This is a genomic window from Alicyclobacillus hesperidum subsp. aegles, from assembly GCF_027923525.1.
GTDB lineage: Bacteria > Bacillota > Bacilli > Alicyclobacillales > Alicyclobacillaceae > Alicyclobacillus > Alicyclobacillus aegles.
In genome coordinates this window covers 1-22,081 of the sequence record NZ_BSBJ01000007.1, presented here as the reverse complement: position 1 = coordinate 22,081, position 22,081 = coordinate 1, and the positions used below count along the sequence as shown (strand labels likewise).

Sequence of the window (22,081 nt, the reverse complement as noted above, 5' to 3'; positions counted from 1 at the left end):
GGTGAATGATCAACGTGAAAATTATGATTGCCGGCGGTGACGGATTCTGTGGGTGGCCTACGGCCCTGCACTTTTCCGAGCGGGGGCACGAGGTTGCCATCGTGGACAACTGCGTTCGTCGCGAATGGGATAAAGAACTCGGGACACAGTCGTTAACGCCCATTGCTACGATGGAAGAGCGCCTGGCTGCATGGAAGCAGCTTTCCGGCAAAGACATCAAGTTCTACTTCGGTGACTTGCAGAACTACGAATTTGTCGAGCATGTTTTTCGAGACTTCCAACCTGAGGCATTTGTTCACTTCGCTGAACAGAGATCTGCCCCGTATTCGATGATTGATCGCGAACACGCCGTGTTCACCCAGGTCAACAATGTGGTCGGGACGCTGAATGTGCTGTTCGCAATGAAGGAGAATACACCTGATTGCCACCTGATTAAGCTGGGTACAATGGGTGAATACGGGACGCCGAACATCGACATCGAAGAGGGTTACATCCGCATCCAGCACAAGGGTCGCGAGGACGTGCTTCCGTATCCGAAACAGCCGTTTTCGTTCTATCACTTGTCAAAGGTGCATGACAGCCACAACATCATGTTTACCTGCCGCTCGTGGGGCATTCGTGCAACCGACTTGAACCAAGGTGTTGTCTACGGATTGTGGACAGCCGAGACCAAACGGGACGAGCAGTTGTATAATCGTATCGATTACGATGGTGTGTTTGGCACCGCGTTGAACCGGTTTTGTATCCAAGCGGCCGTCGGTCACGATTTGACCGTTTATGGGAAAGGCGGTCAGACGCGTGCGTTTCTCGATATTCGCGACACTTTACAATGTATTGAACTCGCCGCGTTACATCCTGCGGATCGCGGTGAATTCCGCGTCTTTAACCAGTTTACCGAGCAGTTCTCGGTACTCGAATTAGCCGAACGCGTACAGCGTGTCGCCGGTGAGATGGGGCTTGACGCTAAGATTGCACACCTGCCGAATCCGCGCGTCGAGAAGGAAGAGCACTATTATCATGCTGTGCACACCAAATTGCTCGATCTCGGACTGCAACCACACCTGTTGTCTGATGAGATGATTCGCGAGTTGATCGAGACCGCACAACGCTATCGCGAGCGCGTTGATTTCAATGTCATTCGTCCGAATGCGACCTGGAGGTAACCTATAGCCATGAGGATTGCGATGTTTACGGAGACGTTCCTGCCGTCGACCGACGGGATCGTCACGCGCCTATGCGCCACATTGCGTTATCTGGAGCGAGAAGGTCACGAGGTGCTGCTGTTCGCGCCGTCTGGATCGCCGCGGGAGTACGCCTCCGCAACCATCGTTGGCATTCCTGCGATGCCATTCATCCTCTATCCGGAAAAGCGGTACGCCTTGCCCATGCCGCGAATTGGGCGTAAGGTCAAGGCGTTTCGCCCGGATCTGATTCACGTCGTCAATCCCGCTTTTCTGGGGATAGGTGGGATTTACTACGCTTGGCGCTTCCATTTGCCCCTCATTGCTTCCTATCACACCAATGTGCCAGCATATGCTCATCACTATAAGCTCGATTTTCTGGAACCTGCACTTTGGTGGTACTTCCGAACCTTACATAATCGGGCGCAGCTGAATCTGGCCACTTCGCGTGCTACGTTGCGCGAGCTTGAGAAGCACGGGTTCCAGAATCTCGAACTGTGGGAACGTGGTGTGGATGTCGACCTCTATCAGCGGGCGCAGCGCAGTGAGGAAATGCGCAAACGCTTAGCTCCAAACGCTGGGCCCAGTGATCCAGTGCTTCTGTACGTCGGCCGTTTGGCTTCGGAAAAGAATATTGAGCGCATTCGGCCATGCATGGATGCTATTCCCAACTTGCATCTGGCGATTGTCGGGGACGGGCCGCACCGCCCTGAGTTGGAACGCATTTTTGCGGGGACGAAGGCTCATTTTACGGGATACATGCATGGCGAAGAGCTTGCGCAGGCCTATGCCTCGGCAGATGCATTTCTCTTTCCGTCGACTACCGAGACGCTCGGTTTGGTGTTATTTGAGGCGATGGCAACGGGGTTACCGATTCTCGCCGCGGATAGCCCACCGACGCGCGAGGTGTTGGAGGATGGACGAGCTGGGTTTATTTTTAATCCGAATTCGACAGACGAGATGATCGAAACTGTGAAGACGGTCATGTCCGACGAGGGCAAGCGTAGCGCTGTGCGCGAGCGCGGTCTTCAGATCGCCCGGTCGCTCGACTGGGAGGGACCGAGCAAGCAGTTGCTTGGCCATTATCACCGGGTTTGCGAGATGTATGGCGTGCTGGCGGGCGCCGTGCAATCGAGCACCCGCTGAGCCTATGCGAGAAAGATCATAACACGTTCTGCAGTGCAGTTTCGATGATATGGGCCATGTGGACGAGCTTTGCGTCTTGTCCGCGTGGCCCTATTATTTGCAAGCCCATAGGCAAACCATCCACGTTGCCGGCTGGTATTGAGATAGCAGGTAGCCCAGAAAGGTTCCACGGATTGGTGAAGCGAGTTAAAAGCGGCCGCACGGCTTCTGATTTACCTCGTACCGTCACGGTCTCTGCACCGAGTGGGGGTGCGGGAACAGGAACAGTGGGCAGTAGCAAGCAGTCATATTGTTGGAGAAAATCATCCATAGTTGTACGGAAGGCTCGTTGGAATGTCAGGCTTGCGATATAGTCTGCGGCCGACACGTCACGACCCGCCTGCAGTCTGGCTGCGACGTCAGAGCCATAATCGGCTGCATGGTTTGCCAGTGCTTGCGCATGCGTCGCATAGGCCTCGGCGCCCAGAATGTTACCTTGATGAATGGCGATTTCCTCGCCATCGACAGGCACAAAACCAGCTACAGCAACGACTCTTTCTCGGGAAAGTCGTGTGCAGATGGCGGTGAACCATTCGGAGACGTCTTCGGATGCGTAGGCGTCAACGAGGGATTGCACCAGTCCGGCCCGGATGGGGTGTGCCGTGTCAGCTTGTGCATCTACTTGGCTCCATGTTCCCGGGGCAAGGCCCGCCATGACTTCCGCCGTACGCGCTGCGTCGAGCACAGACGTGGCAAACGAGCCCACGTGGTCAAGCGAAGGTGCAAGCGGATAAACACCATCCGTGGGGATAGCTCCAAAGGTCGGTTTAAAACCAACGACGCCAGTCAGCGCTGCCGGAATGCGAACACTACCACCCGTGTCGGTGCCGACGCTGACGAGCGCCATGCCGGCTGCCACGGATGCGGCACTGCCGCCGCTCGATCCGCCGGTGATACGAGATGGATTGAACGGGTTGCGCGCAGGTCCAAAATGTGGATTCTCATTGGTTACGCCAAAGGCAAATTCATGGAGGTGGGCCTTGCCCATGATGATGGCGTGTGCACTCTGCAGCCTTTGTACACAGACTGCGGTCGCTTTTGGCACATGTCCTTGATATTTCGCTTGGCCGTACGTCGTTGGCGCAAACGTGGTATCAATCAGGTCTTTAATCGAAACTGGCACACCCGCAAGCGGTCCGAGGGCTTCCGGATAGCCGCTGGCCAGACCATCCAGGGCGATGGCGTGGCGTTCTGCCTGCTCGGTGCAAACGTGTAGATAGGCCCGCAAGGTTTCGTTTTGCTGTGCGATCCTCTGTAGGTATTCAGCAACGATTGCAGCGGCGGTCTGCGATTGGGTCGCGAGTGCGGTGCGCAACTGAACGACGCCATGGGGCGACTGCTCTTGGGTCATGAACACTGCTCCTTTTGCCATGAGGTTAGTCTAAGTGGCCTTTGGAGCATTATACTACGCCGTCCAGGCTGGTGGCTGCGATGGCGATGGTGTCCAGGAACAGAAAAACCTCACGCCCGGGTACGCGTGAGGTTTTCTGGTGTCAGGCCAGCTGACACGTTCTGGGAGAGGAGAAACCGGAGGAAGAGTGGATGGGGATTGCCTCTTCACACACGGTTGCCTACAACAGCTGTCGCCGTTGATGTTTCTATTCTCGACCACGCGATTGGAAGTTATACCAGAGGCGGTTTATCACTGCAGGATTTGGTGCCGACAAACGGATGTGGTACTTTGAACGTACAGATATGGTTGGAGAGCCGTCATTGCGGTGACAGGTGGTGCTCGACAAGTGCGCGTGATCGCAGGGAAATGGAGAAGTATGCCTTTAGTTGCGCCAAAAGGGGCGGCGACGAGGCCGACGACCGACAGGGTAAAGGAGTCGATGTTCAATTTAATTCCGCACAGCCTTTCGGGGGTTGTGGTCGATTTGTTTGCCGGCTCTGGTGCATTGGGGATTGAGGCTTTGAGCCGGGGGGCAGAGCGAGCCATCTTTGTCGATCGCGACGGCCGGGCCTTGCGGACGATTCGTGACAATCTAATGCGAGTGCAAGGTCTTGCACAAGCTGAACTATGGCAATCGCACTGGCGGCAAGCTATCGACCAGTTGTACAACATAGGCGACACCTTGGCGTATGTATTTGTCGATCCGCCATATGCAGATCGCCTATGGCAGCCGGTTTTAGAGGCTTTGCCGGCGGATCGCATCATCGGTGGCGTCGTCTGTGAACTCCCTAAGGAGATGGAACTGCCGGACGTAATCAGCGATTTTGCCAAGGTGAAGTATAGGGTGTATGGCGACATCGCCATCGCTCTTTATGAACCTGTCCTTGGCAGCAGGGATAAAGGGGATGACCATGCGTAAGGCGGTGTACCCAGGTACCTTTGATCCGTTTACACGCGGCCACTTGGATGTGGTTGTGCAGGCCGCGACCTTGTTTGATGAATTGGTTGTCAGCGTGCTGCACAATCCGAACAAACGGCCATGGTTTGATGTGGCGACGCGTATGGATTTGATCCGCGACGCGGTTTCTTCAATAGAAAATGTTCGCGTGGATTCGTTTGAGGGTTTGCTCGTAGATTATTATCGGCGGGAATCGTTCGCATGTGTCGTCCGCGGTGTCCGCAATGAATTGGACTTCCAAGCGGAGCTGGCGATGGCACACGTCAATCGGTCGCTGGCTGAAGACCTGCGGGTCGTATTCATACCAACTTCTTCGGTCTATGGGTTTGTCAGTTCTTCGTTGGTTAAAGATGTCGCGATGCACGGCGGCGACGTCTCGCAATTTGTCACGCCGCGCGTAGCCAAGGCGCTACTGGAACACATGTCGCGCTGAGGGGGCGATACTTGTGGCGGATGTCCGCGTAGGCTTGGCCTTAGGGTCTGGCGGCGCAAAAGGTTTTGCACACATCGGAGTCATTGCGGCTTTGACCGACAGTGGGGTACCTATCCACGCAGTGACCGGATCCAGCATGGGCGCTTTGGTTGGAGGCGTCTATGCGATGGGCGTCGGCCCGAACATGTTGCGAGCCTTGGCAACAGGGCTGCGCCGGCGGCATTGGATCGACTTTACGGTGCCGAAGATGGGGCTGATTCAGGGGGATAAAGTGCACGAGGTGGTCTCGCTCATGACGCGCCAGGGCACCTTTGCCGACACTCAGATTCCCCTCGCCATCGTCGCCACGGACTTGGTTGCTCGCAAATTGGTTGTCTTTCGCACAGGGCTTATTGCCGACGCCATTCGCGCGAGCATTTCGATCCCGGGAGTGTTTGTGCCCGTCGTTCGCGAAGGAGCGGTTTATGTCGATGGCGGCGTCATCGAACGCGTGCCAGTCCAAGCGGCGTGGGATTTAGGGGTCGATGTCGTGATTGGCGTCGACGTATCGTACACGCCCGTCGGCACTGTGCCGACGTCCATGCTGGACGTGATCGTGCAAAGTTTAGGGCTGATGCAAGACGAGGTGTATGCACATCGTACGCAGCTAGCGACGGTCAATATTGTTCCTGATGTCGCTCATATTGGTACGTCGCAATTTGGACGCGCCAGCGAAGCCATTGACATCGGTTATCGGGCGACGATGGAGCAGATGGACGCGATTTGGCAGGCCATTCGCCAGGCGCAGGCGTTATTTTCATAAAAAGTGATGAAGCTTCCGCCAATGGCGCGGCAGGAAGGGGATACGGTTACGATGAAAATCGACGTTCAGGAATTAAAGCGAGAGGGACAACTCGATGTGGCAGAAGTCGTCTCGCTGCCGCGCGTCGCAGAGTTGGTCGTCGATATTGAGGCGGTGGACGATGTCCATGTGAGCGTCCATGCAACCTATCGGCAGCCCTTGATCGAGGTGGACGGTGGTCTGCGCACTGTGGTTCATTACCGTTGCAGCCGATGCCTTGGCAGCTTTGCACGACCCTTGGAAGCGCCGTTGCATGAAACTTACACGCTTTCTGCCGATTCAGTCGACGACGAGATTCGACAGGTTGCGGATGATGAAATCGATTTGACGCCAGAGCTCGAACAAGCGATGTTTTTGGCGATTGATGAGCGCCCCTTGTGCAGCGAAACGTGTCGAGGTTTGTGTCCGGTCTGTGGCTGTAATCGGAATGAGCGGGACTGTAGCTGTGATACCCGTACCATCGATCCGAGGCTGGAAGCGCTCAAGGGGTTGCTTTCCGACGGCCCTTCGGAGTAAGATAACTTGCGGTAGTCTGTAAAGGGGGTGTCCTGTGTGGCGGTTCAACAACATCGTTCTTCGAAAACCAGAAAACGGCTGCGTCGAACGCACTTCAAGCTTGAAAAACCAACGCTGGTCACTTGTCCGCAGTGTGGGGAGTACAAGCTTCCGCACCATGCGTGCAAAAACTGCGGTACGTATAAAGGGCGGACTGTTCTCGCGGTGAAATAAGTTTGAGCAGGAAAAAGGGCTGTCCTAGCGGGCGCAGGATCTCGACGCGCACAAAGGACAGCCCTTTTGCCTCTTGCCAAGTATGTCGAATCGTATATCAGTACATAGGTTTAGGGACATGGATCATAGACTGGTCCATAAAATCAATATATGATTAGGTGGTATTCTGTCTCTGCTTCAACAGAGACTTGAGCACGCGTTGAAAGAGGGTATTCATTCTGAAGAAATCCGAGCGCCGGTACGCGCTTGTCGCACTTCTCGAACAAAATCCGTTTGCAACCGACGAGCAGTTGGCGGAACAGTTCGGCGTCAGCGTCGCAACCATCCGGTTGGATCGCAGTGCGCTTCACATTCCCGAAGTTCGAGAGAGGATTCGCCGGATGGCGTCGGACCGACAGGATGATTTGCGGTCGCTCGACGAACAGGATTTGGTCGGGCGGCTAATTAAGCTTGAGTTGAACCGGTATGCCGAATCGGAGTTGACCATTCAACCCGCTCACGTATTCCGGAGAACCAATATTGTCCGTGGACATGTGTTGTTTTCACAAATTAACTCGCTGGCCATCGCCCTGATGGACGCTGATATCGCCGTGACTGCCAAGACCGAATTGCGTTTTGCACGGCCTGTGCACCTTGGAGAGACGGTGCGTGCGCGCGTCGACGTGATCGGAGAGCATGGGGATATCGTCCGCTGCCGAGCGGTCAGTCACGTCCATGGGGAGATTGCGGTACAAGGGGTAATCTGGGTGCACAAGGACCCGTCAAACCTAGGGGCGCAGTTCATGGATGAGGGGGATGCCGAGTGATCACGATTGTCGTGGATGCAATGGGTGGCGATTACGCTCCGGTTGCTCCCGTGGAAGGGATCTGCGAGGCGGCTGCCGCATTCTCCGACACGCGCTTTATTGTCGTTGGCGATGAACAGAGAATTGTTGAACTGGCGAAGGGACGCTTTCCTGCGAACGTGACAGTTAGGCACACCGACGTCGTCATCGCGGGAGAAGAGGAACCTGTTCGCGCTGTGCGCCGCAAGCCGAATTCGTCGTTGGTCATGGCAGCGCAAATGGTGGCAAACGGCGAGGCAGACGTCATGGTTTCCGCTGGCAACACGGGAGCCATCATGGCGGCAGGTATGCTCGTTATTGGTCGTTTGCCGGGCGTGGAGCGCCCTGCTTTGGCTCCAATTCTCCCCACATTTGACGGCAAAGGAGTCCTCCTGCTCGATGCGGGTGCGACGATGGATGCGTCAGCCGAAAATCTGTTGACCTATGCGTACATGGCAGACGCCTATGTAAAACACGTTCTCGACATCGAGAACCCGCGGATCGGGTTATTGAACGTAGGAACAGAGGATTCAAAGGGGAACGCGGTGGTCAAACAGACGTTCACTCTGCTTTCACAATCCCAACTTCATTTTATTGGTAACGTAGAAGCGCGGGAGATGATGGCAGGGTGTGCTGATGTCGTGGTTTGTGACGGCTTTGTCGGGAATGTCGTGCTCAAACTGGCGGAGGGCATCGGCATCGGTCTGTTCTCAGGCATTCGTGAAGCGCTGACGAGCAATTTGACGTCGCGTTTAGGCGCCATGCTGGTGGGTGGCAGGTTACGTTCTTTACGCAATCGTTACGATTGGGCTGAGCATGGCGGTGCGCCTTTTCTAGGAGTCAATGGCGGCTGCATCAAAGCGCATGGCAGCAGTAATCCACGTGCGTGGTTTATGGCTTTGTCGCAAGCCCGCAAGTTTATTGCAAATGACCTGCTGAGTAAGCTTTCCACCGCAATGGAGGAGCGCAACGCTCGTATTTCGGTGCCAGATCATCAGTATGGAGATGTTGAACGATGAACGTAGCGTATGTGTTTCCTGGCCAAGGTGCGCAGTACGTAGGTATGGGTCAGGCGCTTATCGATCATTATCCAGTTGCGCGAGCGGTCTTCGAGGAAGCCGACGACGTGCTGAATATGAACCTCACCAAGTTGATTTTGTCCGGACCCGATGACGAATTAAAGTTGACCTATAACACGCAACCGGCTTTGTTGACGATGAGTGTTGCGGTGTTGCGAGTGCTCGCCGAGCGCGTGGATATCCAGCCGGCGGCTGTTGCTGGGCACAGCCTTGGTGAATATAGCGCCCTGGTCGCGGCAGACGCCATCTCGTTTCAGGATGCGGTACGTCTAGTCTATCAACGTGGACGAATGATGGACGAGGCCGTTCCCGCGGGTCACGGCGCGATGTCTGCCGTGCTTGGCCTTGACGAAGACTCGCTTGCGGCCGCGTGTTCACAAGCGGCGGAGGAAACAGGGGAAGTCGTCGAGTTGGCCAATATCAATTGCCCCGGACAAATCGTCATTTCCGGCACCACGGCTGCAGTCGCCAGGGCCTCTGAACTTGCGAAGGCGAGCGGTGCCAAGCGGGTCTTGCCGTTGGCGGTGAGCGGGCCATTTCATTGCAGCTTGATGCGGCCTGCGGCGGACGCGTTAGGAGAACTTTTGGACAGCACGGAAATCCATGATGCAAAGGTACCCGTTGTCGCCAATGTCGATGGACATCCTCGGACAACGGCAGCCGACTTGCGCGAGGCTTTGAAACGACAGCTATACACGCCGGTGCGCTGGTGGGATGGCGTGCTGGCAATGCGCCGCCTCGGCGTCGACATCGTGATCGAATTGGGACCAGGAACGGTGCTCTCTGGGTTGGTGCGCAAAATAGACAAGTCGCTCGAGACCTTGCACGCGGAAGATCCCGCCACGCTCGACGCGGTTTGCACACGTATGACGAGCGGAGGCGAAGAAGCGTGAGCGAGCAAAAAGTTGCCATTGTCACAGGGGCGTCACGGGGCATCGGACGAGCCATTGCGATCGCGCTGGCAGACGCCGGACATCATGTGGTCGTCAACTACTTGGGCAGCGCAGAAGCGGCTGCACAAACGGCCGATCTCGTCGCAGAACGCGGTGTTCGGGCACTCGTGGTAAAGGCCGATGTGAGTCAAAGTGAAGAGGCGGCCAAATTGGTCGACACTGCGCTTGAAGAGTTTGGGCGAGTAGATATACTCATCAATAATGCTGGGATTACGCGCGATGGTTTGTTGATGCGGATGAAGGACGACGATTGGAATGACGTGCTCAATACCAACCTGCGCGGGGCATTTTACATGACGCGTCAGGTTGCGCGACCGATGATGAAACAACGCTCTGGAACCATTATCAACATCACCTCTGTCGTCGGTCTTATGGGCAACGCTGGGCAGGTCAATTATGCTTCCGCCAAGGCGGGGCTCGTCGGTTTAACCAAAGCCTCTGCGAAGGAACTAGCGCCCCGCAACATTACGGTGAACGCGATTGCGCCAGGATACATTGAAACGGACATGACGGCGGCGCTTGGCGCGGAGGCTCTGGATGCTTTGCTTCAACACATTCCGCTGGCGCGCAGAGGTACGCCCGAGGACGTTGCAAATGCCGTTGTGTTTTTGGCATCGGATAAGGCGCGTTATATAACGGGTCAAGTACTAGCTGTCGACGGCGGCATGGTCATGTAGTATACTGCAAAAGGAGGTGAGACGATGGCAAACGATGTGTTTGAACGCGTAAAAAAGATTATTGTCGACCGACTCAGCGTCGATGAAGATAAGGTGACACTGGACGCTACCTTTAAAGACGACCTCGGTGCAGATTCTCTCGATATCGTCGAGCTGATTATGGAGTTGGAAGACGAGTTTGACTTGGAAATCTCTGATGAAGACGCTGAAAAAATCAGCACCGTGGGCGATGTAGTTACATACATCACGGAGCACCAGGGATAATCAAGCTGATGTTTGGCATAGTCCCGTGCGCGAGCCGGGGCTTTCTGCTATGTAAGGGGGTGAATGCATGGCACGACGCGTGGTTGTGACAGGGCTAGGTGTGGTCTCTCCAGTCGGCAACGACGTCCCTACCTTCTGGGATAGCCTGCTGTCTGGCAAATCGGGAATTCGCGAGATCGATCGCTTTGATACATCCGACTATCCCTGCAAAATCGCCGGATTGGTGAACGATTTCGACCCCGAGCGATATATCGATAAAAAAGAACTTCGACACATGGACATGTTCACCCAGTATGCCTTGTACGCAGCGCACGAAGCGGTGGCGCACGCCGGGCTCGTCATTACCGATGAAAATCGGGATCGAATCGGCGTCTACATCGGATCGGGAATTGGCGGTATCGGGACGACGTTGAGCAATTATCGCATTTTACTAGAGCGTGGCCCGAAGCGTGTTAGCCCATTCTTGGTGCCCATGATGATTAGCGACATGGCGACTGGACAAGTCTCCATCGAATTCGGGGTTCGCGGTCCGAACAGCTCCCCTGTTTCCGCGTGTGCGACCGGTTCGAACGCAATCGGCGATGCGTTTAAGATCATTCAGCGCGGAGCGGCGGATGTAATGATCGCTGGCGGTGCCGAAGCTGCTGTGGTCGATATCGCACTGGCTGGGTTTAGCAATATGAAAGCTCTCTCGCTTCGCAACGACGAGCCGACGCGCGCGAGTCGACCGTTTGATAAAGACAGAGACGGTTTTGTCATGGGCGAAGGAGCAGGTATTCTCATTTTGGAATCCCTGGAGAGTGCACAAGCTCGAGGGGCACATATCCTTGCCGAAATCGTCGGTTATGGGATGTCTGGCGACGCATACCATGTCACAGCGCCGGATCCTAATGGCGATGGAGCGTACCGCGTGATGAAGGCTGCCCTTGAAGATGCCGGTCTGCAGACGACGGATATCGATTATATCAATGCGCATGGAACGTCGACGGAGTTTAATGATCGGATTGAAACATTGGCTGTTAAGCGACTGTTTGGCGACCACGCCTACAAACTGGCGATGAGTTCGATTAAGTCAATGACAGGCCATCTGTTAGGGGCTGCTGGCGGCGTTGAGGCGGTAGCGTGCGTCAAAACGCTTCAAGAAGGAATGATTCCGCCAACGACGAATTATGAGACACCAGACCCAGAATGTGACTTGGATTATGTCCCGAATGTCGCCCGCAAGAGCGATGTGAAGGTCGTGATGTCCAACTCGTTTGGCTTCGGTGGCCACAATGCGTCCTTGATCTTCCGTAAATATGCGGCCCAATAAAGTCAATTGCAGTGAGACAAGCCCCTGGTCCTACCGGGGGCTTTTGTACCATGAGGGTTTTGAGGGACCGCCGCAGCCGCGTGCTCAACTTAGGGTGAGCGGTTTCGCGCGTTGAGGCTGCGCCTCAAAATCCCCGAAGGGGAGAGGAAGCTTTGCAAACGAAGTGGGATCAATTGCAAGACATTGTGGATTTTCGCTTCACAGACCTCAATTTGTTGAAACAGGCGTTCACCCATGCGTCCTACCGCAATGAACATCGCAAGGCGCATGTGGAAGACAACGAGCGTCTGGAGTTTCTCGGCGACGCCGTGTTGGAACTCATCATCAGCGACTTCTTGTATCATACGTATCCCCGCTTGCCCGAGGGTGAATTGACGAGAATGCGGGCTGCGATTGTCTGTGAACCGTCCCTGGTCGTATTTGCTCGGCGACTGTCGTTTGAGCAATTTATTCGCTTAGGCCGAGGGGAAGAACGAAGTGGTGGTCGTTCGCGACCGGCGTTGCTGGCGGATGTGTTTGAGGCGTTTCTCGGTGCTTTATACATCGATCAAGGCATTGAGGCTGTCCGCAAATTCGTGCACACACATGTCATTCCACATCTTGCGGACGCGCGAGTCGGTGTCGACTATAAGACGGCGTTGCAGGAGCTTGTGCAGCAAAGGCTGTGCACATCGTTGCGGTATACCATCGTCGAGGAGCGCGGCCCGGCGCATGCTAGGGAATTTGTTGTACAAGTGGAACTGGGTGACGAGGTTCGTGGTGTCGGGATCGGGAGATCGAAAAAAGAGGCTGAACAACAGGCGGCTGCCAAAGCATTGGCGGCCCTGGCCGAACTTAACTCCGGGGAGCAGATGACTGGTGTATCTCAAGCAGATTGATATTGTTGGTTTTAAATCGTTTGCAGATAAGAGCCAGATCGTATTGTCGCCAGGGGTTACCGCTGTCGTGGGACCAAACGGCAGTGGCAAGAGCAATATTGCGGACGCCATTCGCTGGGTACTCGGCGAGCAGAGTGTGCGCAATCTGCGCGGCAGTAAGATGGAAGACGTGATTTTTGCCGGCAGCGAACTGCGTAAACCGACAAACCTTTGTGAGGTTTCCTTGACCTTGGACAATAGTGACCGCCATCTGCCGGTGGTATTCGACGAGGTCACCATCACACGCCGTGTCTTTCGCTCAGGCGAAAGCGAGTACTACATCAATCGCCAGCCCTGCCGCTTGAAGGACATTCATGAGTTGTTCATGGATACAGGGCTGGGGCGCGACGCGTATTCCATCATCGGGCAAGGCAAGATTGAAGAAATGTTGTCTACGCGACCAGAGGATCGGCGCGGGCCCTTCGAGGATGCGGCTGGGATTGTGAAATTTAAGCACCGGCGCAAAGAAGCGGAACGAAAGCTGGAGGATACGGAAAACAATCTGATTCGCGTCGACGATATCCTGGCGGAGTTGACACAGCAATTGGCCCCCCTCGCCGAAGAACGGGCTCGGGCCGAGCAATATCAGCAATTGAGCGATGCCTTGGAAGAAGCAGAAATTACATTGTTGGTCGTCGAGATCGATCGGTTGCACGAGCGTTTTCAACAGGCGACTGCGGCGGTGTCTGGGCAGCAGGCTGTGCGAGACGAGGCGCAAGCGGCGCTCGCGCAGGCGGAGGCCAATTGGCGCGAGGCGCGGGCAAGCTTTGAGGAAACCGTGTCCCAGGTCGAGGCTTTGCAACAGCGCTATGTGCGATTGGTCGAAGAGCGCCAACGCTCACAGGGCGATCTCGCCTTGATCGATCAGCGCCTCGAGCATCTCGCTGCCGCGGCGGAAGCGCGGCAGACGCGGCGGATGGAGCAGGCGCGCGAATTGGAAGATATCGAGCGAGAGTTGTCACATGCGAACACGGCCTTGCATGAGGTAACCGAGAAACTCGGTGAACGCGCTGCACAGCTGAATGAGGTTGCGACCTCTGCCAGTGAAGAACGAAAAAACGTGCTCACGGCCGAGATCGAAGAGATGAGCGCGGAGTTGATCGAGGTCAACCATCGCGCTGCCTCGTTGCGCAACGAACTCAAAATGCTGGCAGAACAAGCCGCTTCAGATGCTGGCAAACGAGCTCGCTTCGAGCAGGATCAAGCCCGCTTTCAGGCGCAGATCGACGAGGCGGCGGCAGCGCACCGCAAGCTGGTCGAACAAGTGGTGACGCTTGAAGCTGATATGGAACGGGCGGCGGCACGCATAGAAGAGCACGATCGGGTTCGCGAAGAGGCGGCCGAGGCGGAAGCTACCACCGTGACCGAACTGCACCGTCTGCGTGCGGAAATGCAAGCGATGCAGGCGAGACTCGAACTTTTGCGCGACCTCGAACAGGGCTACGACGGTTATGCACTTGGTGTGCGAACCGTGTTACAGCAAGCTCATCGCGGAGCCCTAACAGGTATTCACGGTTCCCTCGCGGAGCTTGTGCATGTGGATAAAAAGTACGAGATTGCCATCGAAACGGCCCTTGGCGGCGCTTTGCAAAACGTCGTCGTCGATCGCGAGGCCGACGCTCGGGCCGCCATCCAATTGCTCAAGCAACGGCAGGCTGGACGCGCGACGTTTATGCCACTTGACGTCATCAAATCCCGCCGTTTACGGGAGGGCGACTTGGACTCTGTACGCGGTCAAGATGGCTTTCTCGGCGTTGCGAGCGACTTGGTCGATGCCGATCCAGTCTACCGACAAGCCGTCGAGCACCTGCTTGGCAATGTCCTAATCGCCGCAAACCTCGAGCGAGCCAATGCCCTGGCGCGGGACTTGCAATATCGCTACCGAATCGTTACGTTGCAGGGCGATGTCGTGTCACCCGGCGGTATGATGACGGGCGGACACGTCAACCGCAAAGGGCCCGGGTTGCTTGGCCGATCGCGCGAGAGGCAAGACGTAGAGCAAAAGCTTCGCGAGTTGCAGGAGTCGGAGCGGACTCTGATCGAACGCCAGCAGCTCTTGCGCGAGCAGGTGAGCCAGGCACAGCAAGCACGCTTTGACGCCCAGAAGCACCTTGAGGGTCTGGCAAATGAGCGGCAACAGTTGCAAGAGCAGATGCGCCAACTCGAATATCAGCAAAAATCGGCTGCGGAGCGCCTGGAGGCGTTGGCATGGGAGGCTGAGCAACTGCAATCCGGAAGTGACGCCATCGCCTTGCGCGAACAGACTGCCCAACAAGGCCTTGTTGACGCGGAGACTGCTTTGGCGTCGCTGACGGAAGCCCTTGCCGCTAAACGCAAAGAATTGACTGAATTGGAACAGCGTCTGGCAGAGGCGCAGGAGCAGGTCACAGGATTGCGCATCGAAGTGGCGACTTTGCGTCAAGAGCGAGAGGGATTGCGGGTTCGCGAGCAAGAACTCGCAAACCGAGCTGCGCGCTTGCGCGAGGCGATTGCGATACTCGATGTAGAAGCGCAGACAGCCGCAACGGAGGAAAGGGATCTCAGACAGCAGGCCGATTCCAAACGAAGCGGCGTGCAATCGTTGTTTGATGCGGTAGCTGAAGGCGAGCAACAATTGGAATTGGCTCGTCAAACCCGGTTGGAACGAGAGGCTACGGCGCGCCAACTGGAAGGGATCGCACACGAGGCTCGGCAAGCTGTCGCCCGCGAAGACGAACTTTTGCATCGAGCGGTGGTCGCAGCGGAACGCGCCGATGCGGATCTGGCTCACGCGCTACAAAAAATGGGTGACAATCACGGAATGACCTACGAGTGGGCAAAATCCCGTTATCCGCTTACGGGATCCGTGGATGATTTGGAGCGTGAGGTGCAGTCTTTACGCCGTCGGCGCGCCGCGTTGGGCGACGTCAACCTCGGTGCCATTGAGGAACACGAGCGTTTGTCCGAACGCGTGACTTTCCTTACAGAACAGCGCGACGATCTGGTTGAGGCGCAGCAACAACTGGAGCGGCTCATCGACGAGATCGATACCGAAATGGCCAATCGGTTTATGGAAACCTTCCGGCAGATACAAGCCGAGTTTGCGCACGCGTTTCAAATTCTGTTTAATGGCGGCGAAGCGGATTTGTCGCTAACCAATCCGGAGGATCCACTCACAACCGGGATCGAAGTGGTCGCGAAGCCACCCGGGAAAAGGCTGCAAAACCTGAATCTGCTGTCGGGTGGTGAGCGTGCGCTGACCGCGATGGCTCTGTTATTTGCGATTCTACGCGTGCGGCCTGTGCCGTTTTGCGTGCTGGACGAGGTCGAAGCCGCACTCGACGAGGCGAACGTGTCGCGCTTTGCGCAACAACTGAAGGTCTTCGCGGCAGAGACTCAATTTATCGTGATCACGCATCGACGCGGAACCATGGAGGAAGCCGATGCGCTGTACGGTGTCACGATGCCAGAGCGAGGCGTCTCCTCGCTTGTCAGCGTGCGCTTGGCGGACGAAATCGACTACGAGACGGCATAAGAAGCGCAAGAGGAGGAGGTAGTCGGTATGGGGTTGTTTGAACGGTTCCGCAAGGGGCTGCAGAAATCGAGAAATGCCTTGGCGGACAAGCTCGCAAGCATCTTTCGCGGGCGCAAATTGGACGAGTCGCTGTTTGAGGAGATGGAAGAGGCGTTTATTGCGGCCGATATGGGCGTGGAGACCGCGCTGGAATTGGTCGATCGCGTTCGCGTTGCCGCGCGTAAGCGCCGGATCGAAAACGCGGATGACCTGCCCGATGTGATGGTCGACGTGATGCGGGACATGCTCGATATCGGATCGTCAGACATGAACTTGCAGTCGGAGGGTCCAACACTTGTTTTGGTCGTTGGCGTCAATGGTGCAGGGAAGACGACGACCATCGGCAAGTTGGCTCATTATTACCAAGCACAAGGTAAAAAGGTCTTGCTGGCGGCTGGCGATACGTTCCGCGCAGCGGCGATCGAACAACTGCTGGCCTGGGGGAACCGGGTTGGCGTCGATGTGGTGCGACACAGCCAGGGGGCGGATCCGGCGGCTGTCGTCTACGACGCCATCGCGGCCGGAAAGGCGCGCGGGATCGATATCATTATTTGTGACACGGCAGGTCGCCTACAAAACAAGTCGCATCTGATGGCGGAGTTGGCCAAGATTCGAAAGGTCGCCGCAAAAGAAATGCCTGGCTCGCCCCATGAAGTGCTCTTAGTGCTTGATGGAACAACAGGTCAAAACGGCCTTATGCAGGCGAAGGTTTTCAAAGAGGTCGTCGATGTGACCGGCATTGTCATCACCAAATTGGACGGGACAGCGAAAGGTGGCATTGTTCTGCCCATTGTGCACGAGCAAGGAATACCGGTGAAGTGGATTGGCCTTGGCGAAGGGGTCGAAGACTTGCAGCCGTTTGATGCGACCGCTTACGCGGAGGCGGTTTGCAGGCCATAACGGCCGATTTGTGGTGTAAAGGAGATTTGCTTGACAGTGACGCAGAACCCAGATAGTATGAGAGAGGTCACTCGCATAGGCGATCTCTATGCGTTCTACGAACCGCTGCTTACGGAGCGTCAGCGACAGATCGTCGAGTTGTACCATTTTGAAGACATGTCGCTCGCGGAAATTGGTTCTGTTCTGTCGATTAGTCGACAGGCGGTGCATGATCAACTGCGTCGCGTCGGCGAGCAGCTTGAAGTGTACGAAGCGGCACTTCATCTGCAGGAGATTGCGGCGAAACAGCGTACGGCTTGGGCGCTGCTCATCGACTGCTGGCAGGCGGTTCGGGCGCGCTTGCCGGAAGCGGATCGCACGCGTATGCAAAGGGCCATAGAGCAGATGGCTGCCACGCTGTCGAGCTTGACGGGAGGTGAGGCGGATGCTTGAGAGTTTGTCGAACAGTCTGCAGTCTGCACTCAATCGATTACGCGGAAAAGGACGTTTGACGGAGGCGGATGTGCAAGAGGCGATGCGTGAAATTCGGCTCGCATTGCTTGCGGCAGACGTCAACGTCAAGGTTGTACGCGATTTTGTCAATCGCGTGCGGGAGCGGGCGGTTGGCCAGGATCTGCAGAAGAGTTTGACGCCAGGGCAACAGGTCGTAAAGATCGTTTACGAAGAGCTGACGGAGTTGATGGGCGGCGCGCAGGCACGCATTCAAATGGCGCCAAAGCCGCCGACTGTCGTCATGCTAGTGGGGTTGCAGGGCGCGGGTAAGACAACCGCGATCGCTAAACTGGGCCTTGCATTCCGTCAACACCAGCACCGACCTTTGCTCGTCGCCGCCGACGTGTATCGCCCTGCCGCCATTGACCAACTCAAGGTGCTCGGCAAGCAGATCGATATTCCGGTATTCGACCAAGGCGCGGATGCAAATCCAGTCGCTATCGCGAAGGCGAGTTTAGCAGAGGCTGAGAAGGCCGGGGCCGACATCGTTCTCATTGATACCGCAGGTCGCTTACACATCGATGACCAGTTGATGGAGGAACTCGAGGGGATGAAGGCGGCTGTGCAGCCGACCGAAATTCTTTTAGTGGTCGACGCGATGACGGGGCAGGATGCTGTCCATGTCGCCGAGACGTTTCATCAGCGGTTGGGTGTCACAGGTGTCATTCTGACCAAGCTGGATGGCGACGCTCGCGGCGGGGCGGCACTCACCGTACGAGCGGTGACGGGATGCCCCATTAAGTACGTCGGGCTTGGTGAGAAGATTGAGCCGCTGGAACCATTCCATCCGGATCGGCTTGCATCCCGTATTCTCGGGATGGGCGATGTGCTGAGCTTGATTGAACGCGCTCAAGAGCGCATCGACTTGGAAAAGGCCAAAGAGATGGAAGCGCGGATGCGCACATCGAGCTTCACCTTAAATGACTTTCAAGAGATGTTTCGCCAAGTGCGCAACTTAGGGCCGCTCGATCAAGTTCTGAAGATGATTCCTGGCATGAATCGCATGAAAGGCCTCGAGAACATCGATTTGAATGATCGGCGGTTCTTGCGGATGGATGCCATCATCTCATCGATGACGCCTGCTGAGCGGGAAGATCCAAGCGTGATGAACGCGAGTCGCCGACGGAGGATTGCCAATGGCAGCGGGACGACAGTGCGTGAAGTGAACCAATTGTTAAACCAGTTTGAACAGACCCGCGAGATGATGAAACGGTTCACGGGTATGGGTAAGCGAATGAGCCGACGAAGTGCGATGAGTGCTTTGAAAGCGATGGGCGGGCTCGGGGGGATGCCTGGGCTTAAGGACATGCCGTCGTTGTCGGACATGCCAAGCAACTCAGTTGCGGGCAGTGGTGGCGAGCCTAGGCAGCGCCAGCATCGCAAGAAAAAGCGAAAATAACGATATGGAGGGCATTACAAAATGGCAGTGAAGATTCGTTTGAAGCGCATGGGTGCAAAGAAGCGTCCGTTCTATCGCGTTGTTGTTGCGGAGTCTCGTTCTCCGCGCGATGGTCGGTTTGTCGAGGAAATTGGCACGTACAATCCACTGACTGAGCCTGCGCAAATCCAGATCGACGAGGAGCGCGCTCTGTACTGGTTGGGTACGGGAGCACAACCTTCCGACAAAGTGCGCTACTTGTTCCACTTGGAAGGTATTATGAAGAAGTTCCATGAACAAAAATTTCAGAAGTGAACTGTGGGCGGCCTAATGGGCCGCCCTTCGGAGTGATCGCCAATGAAAGACTTGGTTCAATATATCGTTAGCTCTCTTGTGGATCATCCCGAAGCTGTTTTGGTCTCCCCAATCGAAGAGGGCGACACGGTCACATATCAGGTCAAGGTGCACCCGGACGACGTAGGGCGCGTGATCGGCCGACAGGGGCGGGTAGCCAAGGCCATCCGCAACGTGGTTAGTGCCGCAGCGTATCGTCAGAAAAAACGGGTGTTTGTCGACATTCAGTCATAAGAGGATGCGAGGAGATTTTAAGTGGTTATTCGGCAGCCTGTGGCAGTTAAGTTTATTTTGACGGAAGCCGCGAAGCAGCAAATCATTGCAGAACAACGCCGCCAGATCGAGCAGGTCATGAATGAATTGGAACAGATTGAGGAACAAGGCAAGCAAGCTATCGAACAGGCCATGGCGCAAAGCGGTGAGTTGGCGCAGCAGGTGCGCCTGCAGGTAGAGAATGAAAAGCGTGTGCGTGAGCAAAGACGGGAAGAATTATTTCAGCAAATGCAGCAGTTTCAGCAAATGGAACTTGGTACAGAGATTCAGAATATGACGGTTGAAACCATGGTAGAGGTCAAGCCTGGAGACGATTGGACGAAGGTGTTGCTCGGTTCGGAAATTATTGTGCGCGACGGCATTGTCGTCGAGATTCGCCAAAACGGGCAGCGGATCGAAGGGTGACGACGTACTATACAGTCGGCGTGATGACAAAACCGCATGGACTACGCGGCGAAATGCGCGTATATCCGCGGACAGATTTCGCGGAGGAAAGGTTCGCGCCGGGGTCCAGGCTGTATGTTCGACCTGAAGGTGGAACACCGATTACGGAAGTTGAGGTTCGCAGCGGTCGCAAACATCAAAATATGTGGATCGTTGGTTTTAAGGGGCTAAACAGCATTCACGACGTGGAACATTGGCGTGGCCTTGAGCTCTGTGTTTCTGAGGAGCAATTGTTGCCTCTGCCTGAAGGGACGTACTACATTCATCAGCTTGTGGGTTTGGATGTATGGACGGACGCGGGGGAACGGCTTGGGACATTGGTGGAGGTACTGACGCCGGGTGCGAATGACGTCTATGTGATCCGTCGCCCTCAAAGGCAACCCGACGTTCTCCTGCCAGCGATTCCAGACTGTATTTTGGCGGTCGATCTCGCTGCGAAAAAGATGACGGTTCATCTTTTGCCAGGCTTACTGGACGATGACAGCGAGTCGGAGGGCTGATGATGGCACTTGCGATTCACGTGCTCACACTCTTTCCGAATATGTTTTCGGGTGTGCTTGGTGAGAGTATGATGAAGCGTGCTGCAGAGATTGGCGCGGTGGATGTTGAACTGATCGATTTTCGGCAATATGCAAAGGACCGGCATCGCACTGTCGACGACACGCCTTACGGTGGTGGCGCAGGCATGTTGCTAAAGCCGGAGCCGTTGTTTGAAGCCATCGATGATCTTTGCAACCGCTTGAATACTAGATTGGAATCGCCACGCGCGCGCGTGGTACTGTTGTCACCGTCCGGCCGCAGATTCACCCAGCAGGTAGCAGAGGAGTACGCCCAGTCCGAGCGGATTGTGCTGATATGTGGCCACTACGAAGGGTTTGACGATCGCGTTCGGCAAGCACTTGCAACCGAGGAACTATCGTTAGGCGATTTTGTGATGACGGGTGGCGAGATCGCGGCGATGGCAGTGATCGATGCAGTGACCAGATTGCTGCCGGGCGTCTTGGGCAATGCGGCGTCTCTCGAGGATGAATCGCACGTTCAGGGCTTACTTGAGTATCCGCAATTCACGCGTCCGGCTGTATATCGGGATCTGGCGGTGCCGGAGGTTTTGGTGTCGGGCAACCATCAACGGATCGCAGAATGGCGGGAGCGACACGCCTTGTATCGGACTTGGAAAGAACGGCCGGATCTTTTGCGGATTGAGCAGCTTACCCCGCGCCAGAGGGCGTGGCTAACTGCGTTTGAGCAAGGTGATTTGACGGGGATTGACGTTGAATAAGTGTTTTGAGCTGTTTTGAGCTTCAGCAGGCGCACAGTTTTGATGGCTGTATCCCGGGGAAGGAGCGCCTGCTGAAGCTTACTGTATCGTATGGAGCCTTTTCGTCGTAGGTTCGAGTAGCTTTGTTGAAGATGGCATAGGAATCACAAACACACATCTGGGTGGGATTTGCTGCTCGTGTGACAAGGAACAGAAACGCTTGACACAGGCGGCGAAGAATGTTACTATGCTTTTCGCCGCTGTGATGGCGGCGCTCATCTTGCCAAACTACGCGTTGTGGGGTTCCTCAAAGATGAGTTGGGTCACCAACATCTTCTAGTGGACAACCAACGTCCTGCGTAGTATAGTAGTCGATGCCGCTTGGGACGGCGCCCTACGGCAAAGCCCGGTGGCCAGTCGGTGAAGATGCTGAGCTCGCCAGTGAGTGAGCGATGCAAAACTTACCGGTTGACGATGAAGTGTGAGATGTGATATATTGATTGGGCTGCTTCGAACGGCAGCGTCGCTCCTTGAAAACTAAACACACACCACGCCAGTTCATCTGTCTCGCGTATGCGGGATAGTGAGATTTCATTGAGAGTTTGATCCTGGCTCAGGACGAACGCTGGCGGCGTGCCTAATACATGCAAGTCGTGCGGACATCTTCGGATGTCAGCGGCGGA

Annotated in this window: 24 protein-coding genes and 1 rRNA gene; 24 read left to right on the top strand and 1 reads right to left on the bottom strand. The window is 55.7% G+C overall.

From position 1 onward, the window contains the following. Positions 1 to 14: 14 nt before the first annotated feature. Both QMF38_RS05570 and QMF38_RS05565 read left to right on the top strand, forming a co-directional pair. Entirely contained in the window at positions 15 to 1,163 is a 1,149-nt protein-coding gene (locus tag QMF38_RS05570; RefSeq protein WP_040289435.1) for an NAD-dependent epimerase/dehydratase family protein, read from the top strand. A gap of 9 nt (positions 1,164 to 1,172) precedes the next feature. After that, entirely contained in the window at positions 1,173 to 2,327 is a 1,155-nt protein-coding gene (locus tag QMF38_RS05565; protein ID WP_006446907.1) for a glycosyltransferase family 4 protein, read from the top strand. A 16-nt stretch (positions 2,328 to 2,343) separates the two neighbouring features. Here the strand turns inward: QMF38_RS05565 and QMF38_RS05560 are convergent, their stop codons facing one another. Continuing rightward, complete coding sequence (locus QMF38_RS05560; protein WP_040289409.1) at positions 2,344 to 3,717, bottom strand: amidase; 1,374 nt, start codon at positions 3,715 to 3,717, stop codon at positions 2,344 to 2,346. A 388-nt stretch (positions 3,718 to 4,105) separates the two neighbouring features. Here QMF38_RS05560 and rsmD point away from each other — a divergent pair, with 388 nt between their 5' ends. From rsmD to QMF38_RS05450, 22 genes are all read left to right on the top strand, one after another. Then, positions 4,106 to 4,678 carry a 16S rRNA (guanine(966)-N(2))-methyltransferase RsmD gene (rsmD, locus tag QMF38_RS05555; protein ID WP_040289410.1) on the top strand — a complete coding sequence of 191 codons (573 nt, stop codon included), beginning with the start codon at positions 4,106 to 4,108 and terminating at the stop codon, positions 4,676 to 4,678. After that, a complete protein-coding gene (coaD, locus tag QMF38_RS05550) occupies positions 4,665 to 5,150 on the top strand; it encodes a pantetheine-phosphate adenylyltransferase (protein ID WP_006446910.1) in 486 nt (161 codons plus the stop codon). Before rsmD ends, coaD begins: the two co-directional genes overlap by 14 nt. 13 nt (positions 5,151 to 5,163) lie before the next feature. Next, entirely contained in the window at positions 5,164 to 5,952 is a 789-nt protein-coding gene (locus tag QMF38_RS05545) for a patatin-like phospholipase family protein (RefSeq protein ID WP_006446911.1), read from the top strand. Positions 5,953 to 5,973: 21 nt separating this feature from the next. After that, positions 5,974 to 6,507: a YceD family protein gene (locus QMF38_RS05540; RefSeq protein WP_237716441.1), complete on the top strand. Its 534-nt coding sequence runs from the start codon at positions 5,974 to 5,976 to the stop codon at positions 6,505 to 6,507. 36 nt (positions 6,508 to 6,543) lie between these two features. After that, the gene (gene rpmF / locus QMF38_RS05535) at positions 6,544 to 6,720 is read left to right on the top strand and encodes a 50S ribosomal protein L32 (protein ID WP_081503930.1); all 177 of its coding nucleotides are present in this window, start codon (positions 6,544 to 6,546) and stop codon (positions 6,718 to 6,720) included. Positions 6,721 to 6,935: 215 nt separating this feature from the next. Then, complete coding sequence (fapR, locus tag QMF38_RS05530) at positions 6,936 to 7,526, top strand: transcription factor FapR (protein ID WP_040289413.1); 591 nt, start codon at positions 6,936 to 6,938, stop codon at positions 7,524 to 7,526. Next, positions 7,526 to 8,563 (top strand): phosphate acyltransferase PlsX, encoded by a 1,038-nt coding sequence (gene plsX / locus QMF38_RS05525; RefSeq protein ID WP_192811470.1) that lies wholly within the window; start codon positions 7,526 to 7,528, stop codon positions 8,561 to 8,563. The genes fapR and plsX overlap by 1 nt, the downstream gene beginning before the upstream one ends. Further along, on the top strand, positions 8,560 to 9,516 hold the full coding sequence (fabD, locus tag QMF38_RS05520) for an ACP S-malonyltransferase (RefSeq protein ID WP_006446916.1): 957 nt from the start codon (positions 8,560 to 8,562) through the stop codon (positions 9,514 to 9,516). The genes plsX and fabD overlap by 4 nt, the downstream gene beginning before the upstream one ends. Beyond that, on the top strand, positions 9,513 to 10,253 hold the full coding sequence (gene fabG, locus QMF38_RS05515) for a 3-oxoacyl-[acyl-carrier-protein] reductase (protein WP_006446917.1): 741 nt from the start codon (positions 9,513 to 9,515) through the stop codon (positions 10,251 to 10,253). The genes fabD and fabG overlap by 4 nt, the downstream gene beginning before the upstream one ends. A 24-nt stretch (positions 10,254 to 10,277) precedes the next feature. Next, positions 10,278 to 10,517 carry an acyl carrier protein gene (gene acpP, locus QMF38_RS05510; protein ID WP_006446918.1) on the top strand — a complete coding sequence of 80 codons (240 nt, stop codon included), beginning with the start codon at positions 10,278 to 10,280 and terminating at the stop codon, positions 10,515 to 10,517. 67 nt (positions 10,518 to 10,584) lie between these two features. Continuing rightward, complete coding sequence (fabF, locus tag QMF38_RS05505; protein ID WP_040289414.1) at positions 10,585 to 11,829, top strand: beta-ketoacyl-ACP synthase II; 1,245 nt, start codon at positions 10,585 to 10,587, stop codon at positions 11,827 to 11,829. Positions 11,830 to 11,981: 152 nt separating this feature from the next. Continuing rightward, positions 11,982 to 12,707 (top strand): ribonuclease III, encoded by a 726-nt coding sequence (rnc, locus tag QMF38_RS05500; RefSeq protein WP_006446920.1) that lies wholly within the window; start codon positions 11,982 to 11,984, stop codon positions 12,705 to 12,707. Next, entirely contained in the window at positions 12,688 to 16,260 is a 3,573-nt protein-coding gene (smc, locus tag QMF38_RS05495) for a chromosome segregation protein SMC (protein WP_040289415.1), read from the top strand. Before rnc ends, smc begins: the two co-directional genes overlap by 20 nt. 27 nt (positions 16,261 to 16,287) lie before the next feature. Further along, positions 16,288 to 17,199: a signal recognition particle-docking protein FtsY gene (ftsY, locus tag QMF38_RS05490; RefSeq protein WP_006446922.1), complete on the top strand. Its 912-nt coding sequence runs from the start codon at positions 16,288 to 16,290 to the stop codon at positions 17,197 to 17,199. A 36-nt stretch (positions 17,200 to 17,235) separates the two neighbouring features. Then, complete coding sequence (gene ylxM, locus QMF38_RS05485) at positions 17,236 to 17,631, top strand: YlxM family DNA-binding protein (protein ID WP_237716443.1); 396 nt, start codon at positions 17,236 to 17,238, stop codon at positions 17,629 to 17,631. After that, entirely contained in the window at positions 17,624 to 19,090 is a 1,467-nt protein-coding gene (gene ffh / locus QMF38_RS05480) for a signal recognition particle protein (RefSeq protein ID WP_040289416.1), read from the top strand. Before ylxM ends, ffh begins: the two co-directional genes overlap by 8 nt. A gap of 21 nt (positions 19,091 to 19,111) precedes the next feature. Continuing rightward, positions 19,112 to 19,384: a 30S ribosomal protein S16 gene (rpsP, locus tag QMF38_RS05475; protein ID WP_006446925.1), complete on the top strand. Its 273-nt coding sequence runs from the start codon at positions 19,112 to 19,114 to the stop codon at positions 19,382 to 19,384. A gap of 42 nt (positions 19,385 to 19,426) precedes the next feature. After that, positions 19,427 to 19,657, top strand: a complete 231-nt coding sequence (locus QMF38_RS05470) for a KH domain-containing protein (RefSeq protein ID WP_006446926.1) — start codon at positions 19,427 to 19,429, stop codon at positions 19,655 to 19,657. 21 nt (positions 19,658 to 19,678) lie between these two features. Further along, positions 19,679 to 20,101 carry a YlqD family protein gene (locus QMF38_RS05465; protein ID WP_006446927.1) on the top strand — a complete coding sequence of 141 codons (423 nt, stop codon included), beginning with the start codon at positions 19,679 to 19,681 and terminating at the stop codon, positions 20,099 to 20,101. Continuing rightward, positions 20,098 to 20,640, top strand: a complete 543-nt coding sequence (rimM, locus tag QMF38_RS05460; RefSeq protein WP_052012294.1) for a ribosome maturation factor RimM — start codon at positions 20,098 to 20,100, stop codon at positions 20,638 to 20,640. Before QMF38_RS05465 ends, rimM begins: the two co-directional genes overlap by 4 nt. Before the next feature lie 2 nt (positions 20,641 to 20,642). Continuing rightward, a complete protein-coding gene (gene trmD / locus QMF38_RS05455; RefSeq protein WP_006446929.1) occupies positions 20,643 to 21,419 on the top strand; it encodes a tRNA (guanosine(37)-N1)-methyltransferase TrmD in 777 nt (258 codons plus the stop codon). Between the two features lie 569 nt (positions 21,420 to 21,988). Next, positions 21,989 to 22,081 (top strand): 16S ribosomal RNA (locus tag QMF38_RS05450); the annotation flags it as partial.

Coding starts and splice junctions, on each gene's coding strand:
- QMF38_RS05565 (WP_006446907.1), top strand. CDS start 1,173: ATGAGGATTGCGATGTTTACGGAGACGTTCCTGCCGTCGACCGACGGG.
- QMF38_RS05560 (WP_040289409.1), bottom strand. CDS start 3,717: ATGACCCAAGAGCAGTCGCCCCATGGCGTCGTTCAGTTGCGCACCGCA.
- coaD (WP_006446910.1), top strand. CDS start 4,665: ATGACCATGCGTAAGGCGGTGTACCCAGGTACCTTTGATCCGTTTACA.
- QMF38_RS05540 (WP_237716441.1), top strand. CDS start 5,974: ATGGCGCGGCAGGAAGGGGATACGGTTACGATGAAAATCGACGTTCAG.
- fabD (WP_006446916.1), top strand. CDS start 8,560: ATGAACGTAGCGTATGTGTTTCCTGGCCAAGGTGCGCAGTACGTAGGT.
- acpP (WP_006446918.1), top strand. CDS start 10,278: ATGGCAAACGATGTGTTTGAACGCGTAAAAAAGATTATTGTCGACCGA.
- fabF (WP_040289414.1), top strand. CDS start 10,585: ATGGCACGACGCGTGGTTGTGACAGGGCTAGGTGTGGTCTCTCCAGTC.
- ftsY (WP_006446922.1), top strand. CDS start 16,288: ATGGGGTTGTTTGAACGGTTCCGCAAGGGGCTGCAGAAATCGAGAAAT.
- ffh (WP_040289416.1), top strand. CDS start 17,624: ATGCTTGAGAGTTTGTCGAACAGTCTGCAGTCTGCACTCAATCGATTA.
- rpsP (WP_006446925.1), top strand. CDS start 19,112: ATGGCAGTGAAGATTCGTTTGAAGCGCATGGGTGCAAAGAAGCGTCCG.
- QMF38_RS05470 (WP_006446926.1), top strand. CDS start 19,427: ATGAAAGACTTGGTTCAATATATCGTTAGCTCTCTTGTGGATCATCCC.
- trmD (WP_006446929.1), top strand. CDS start 20,643: ATGGCACTTGCGATTCACGTGCTCACACTCTTTCCGAATATGTTTTCG.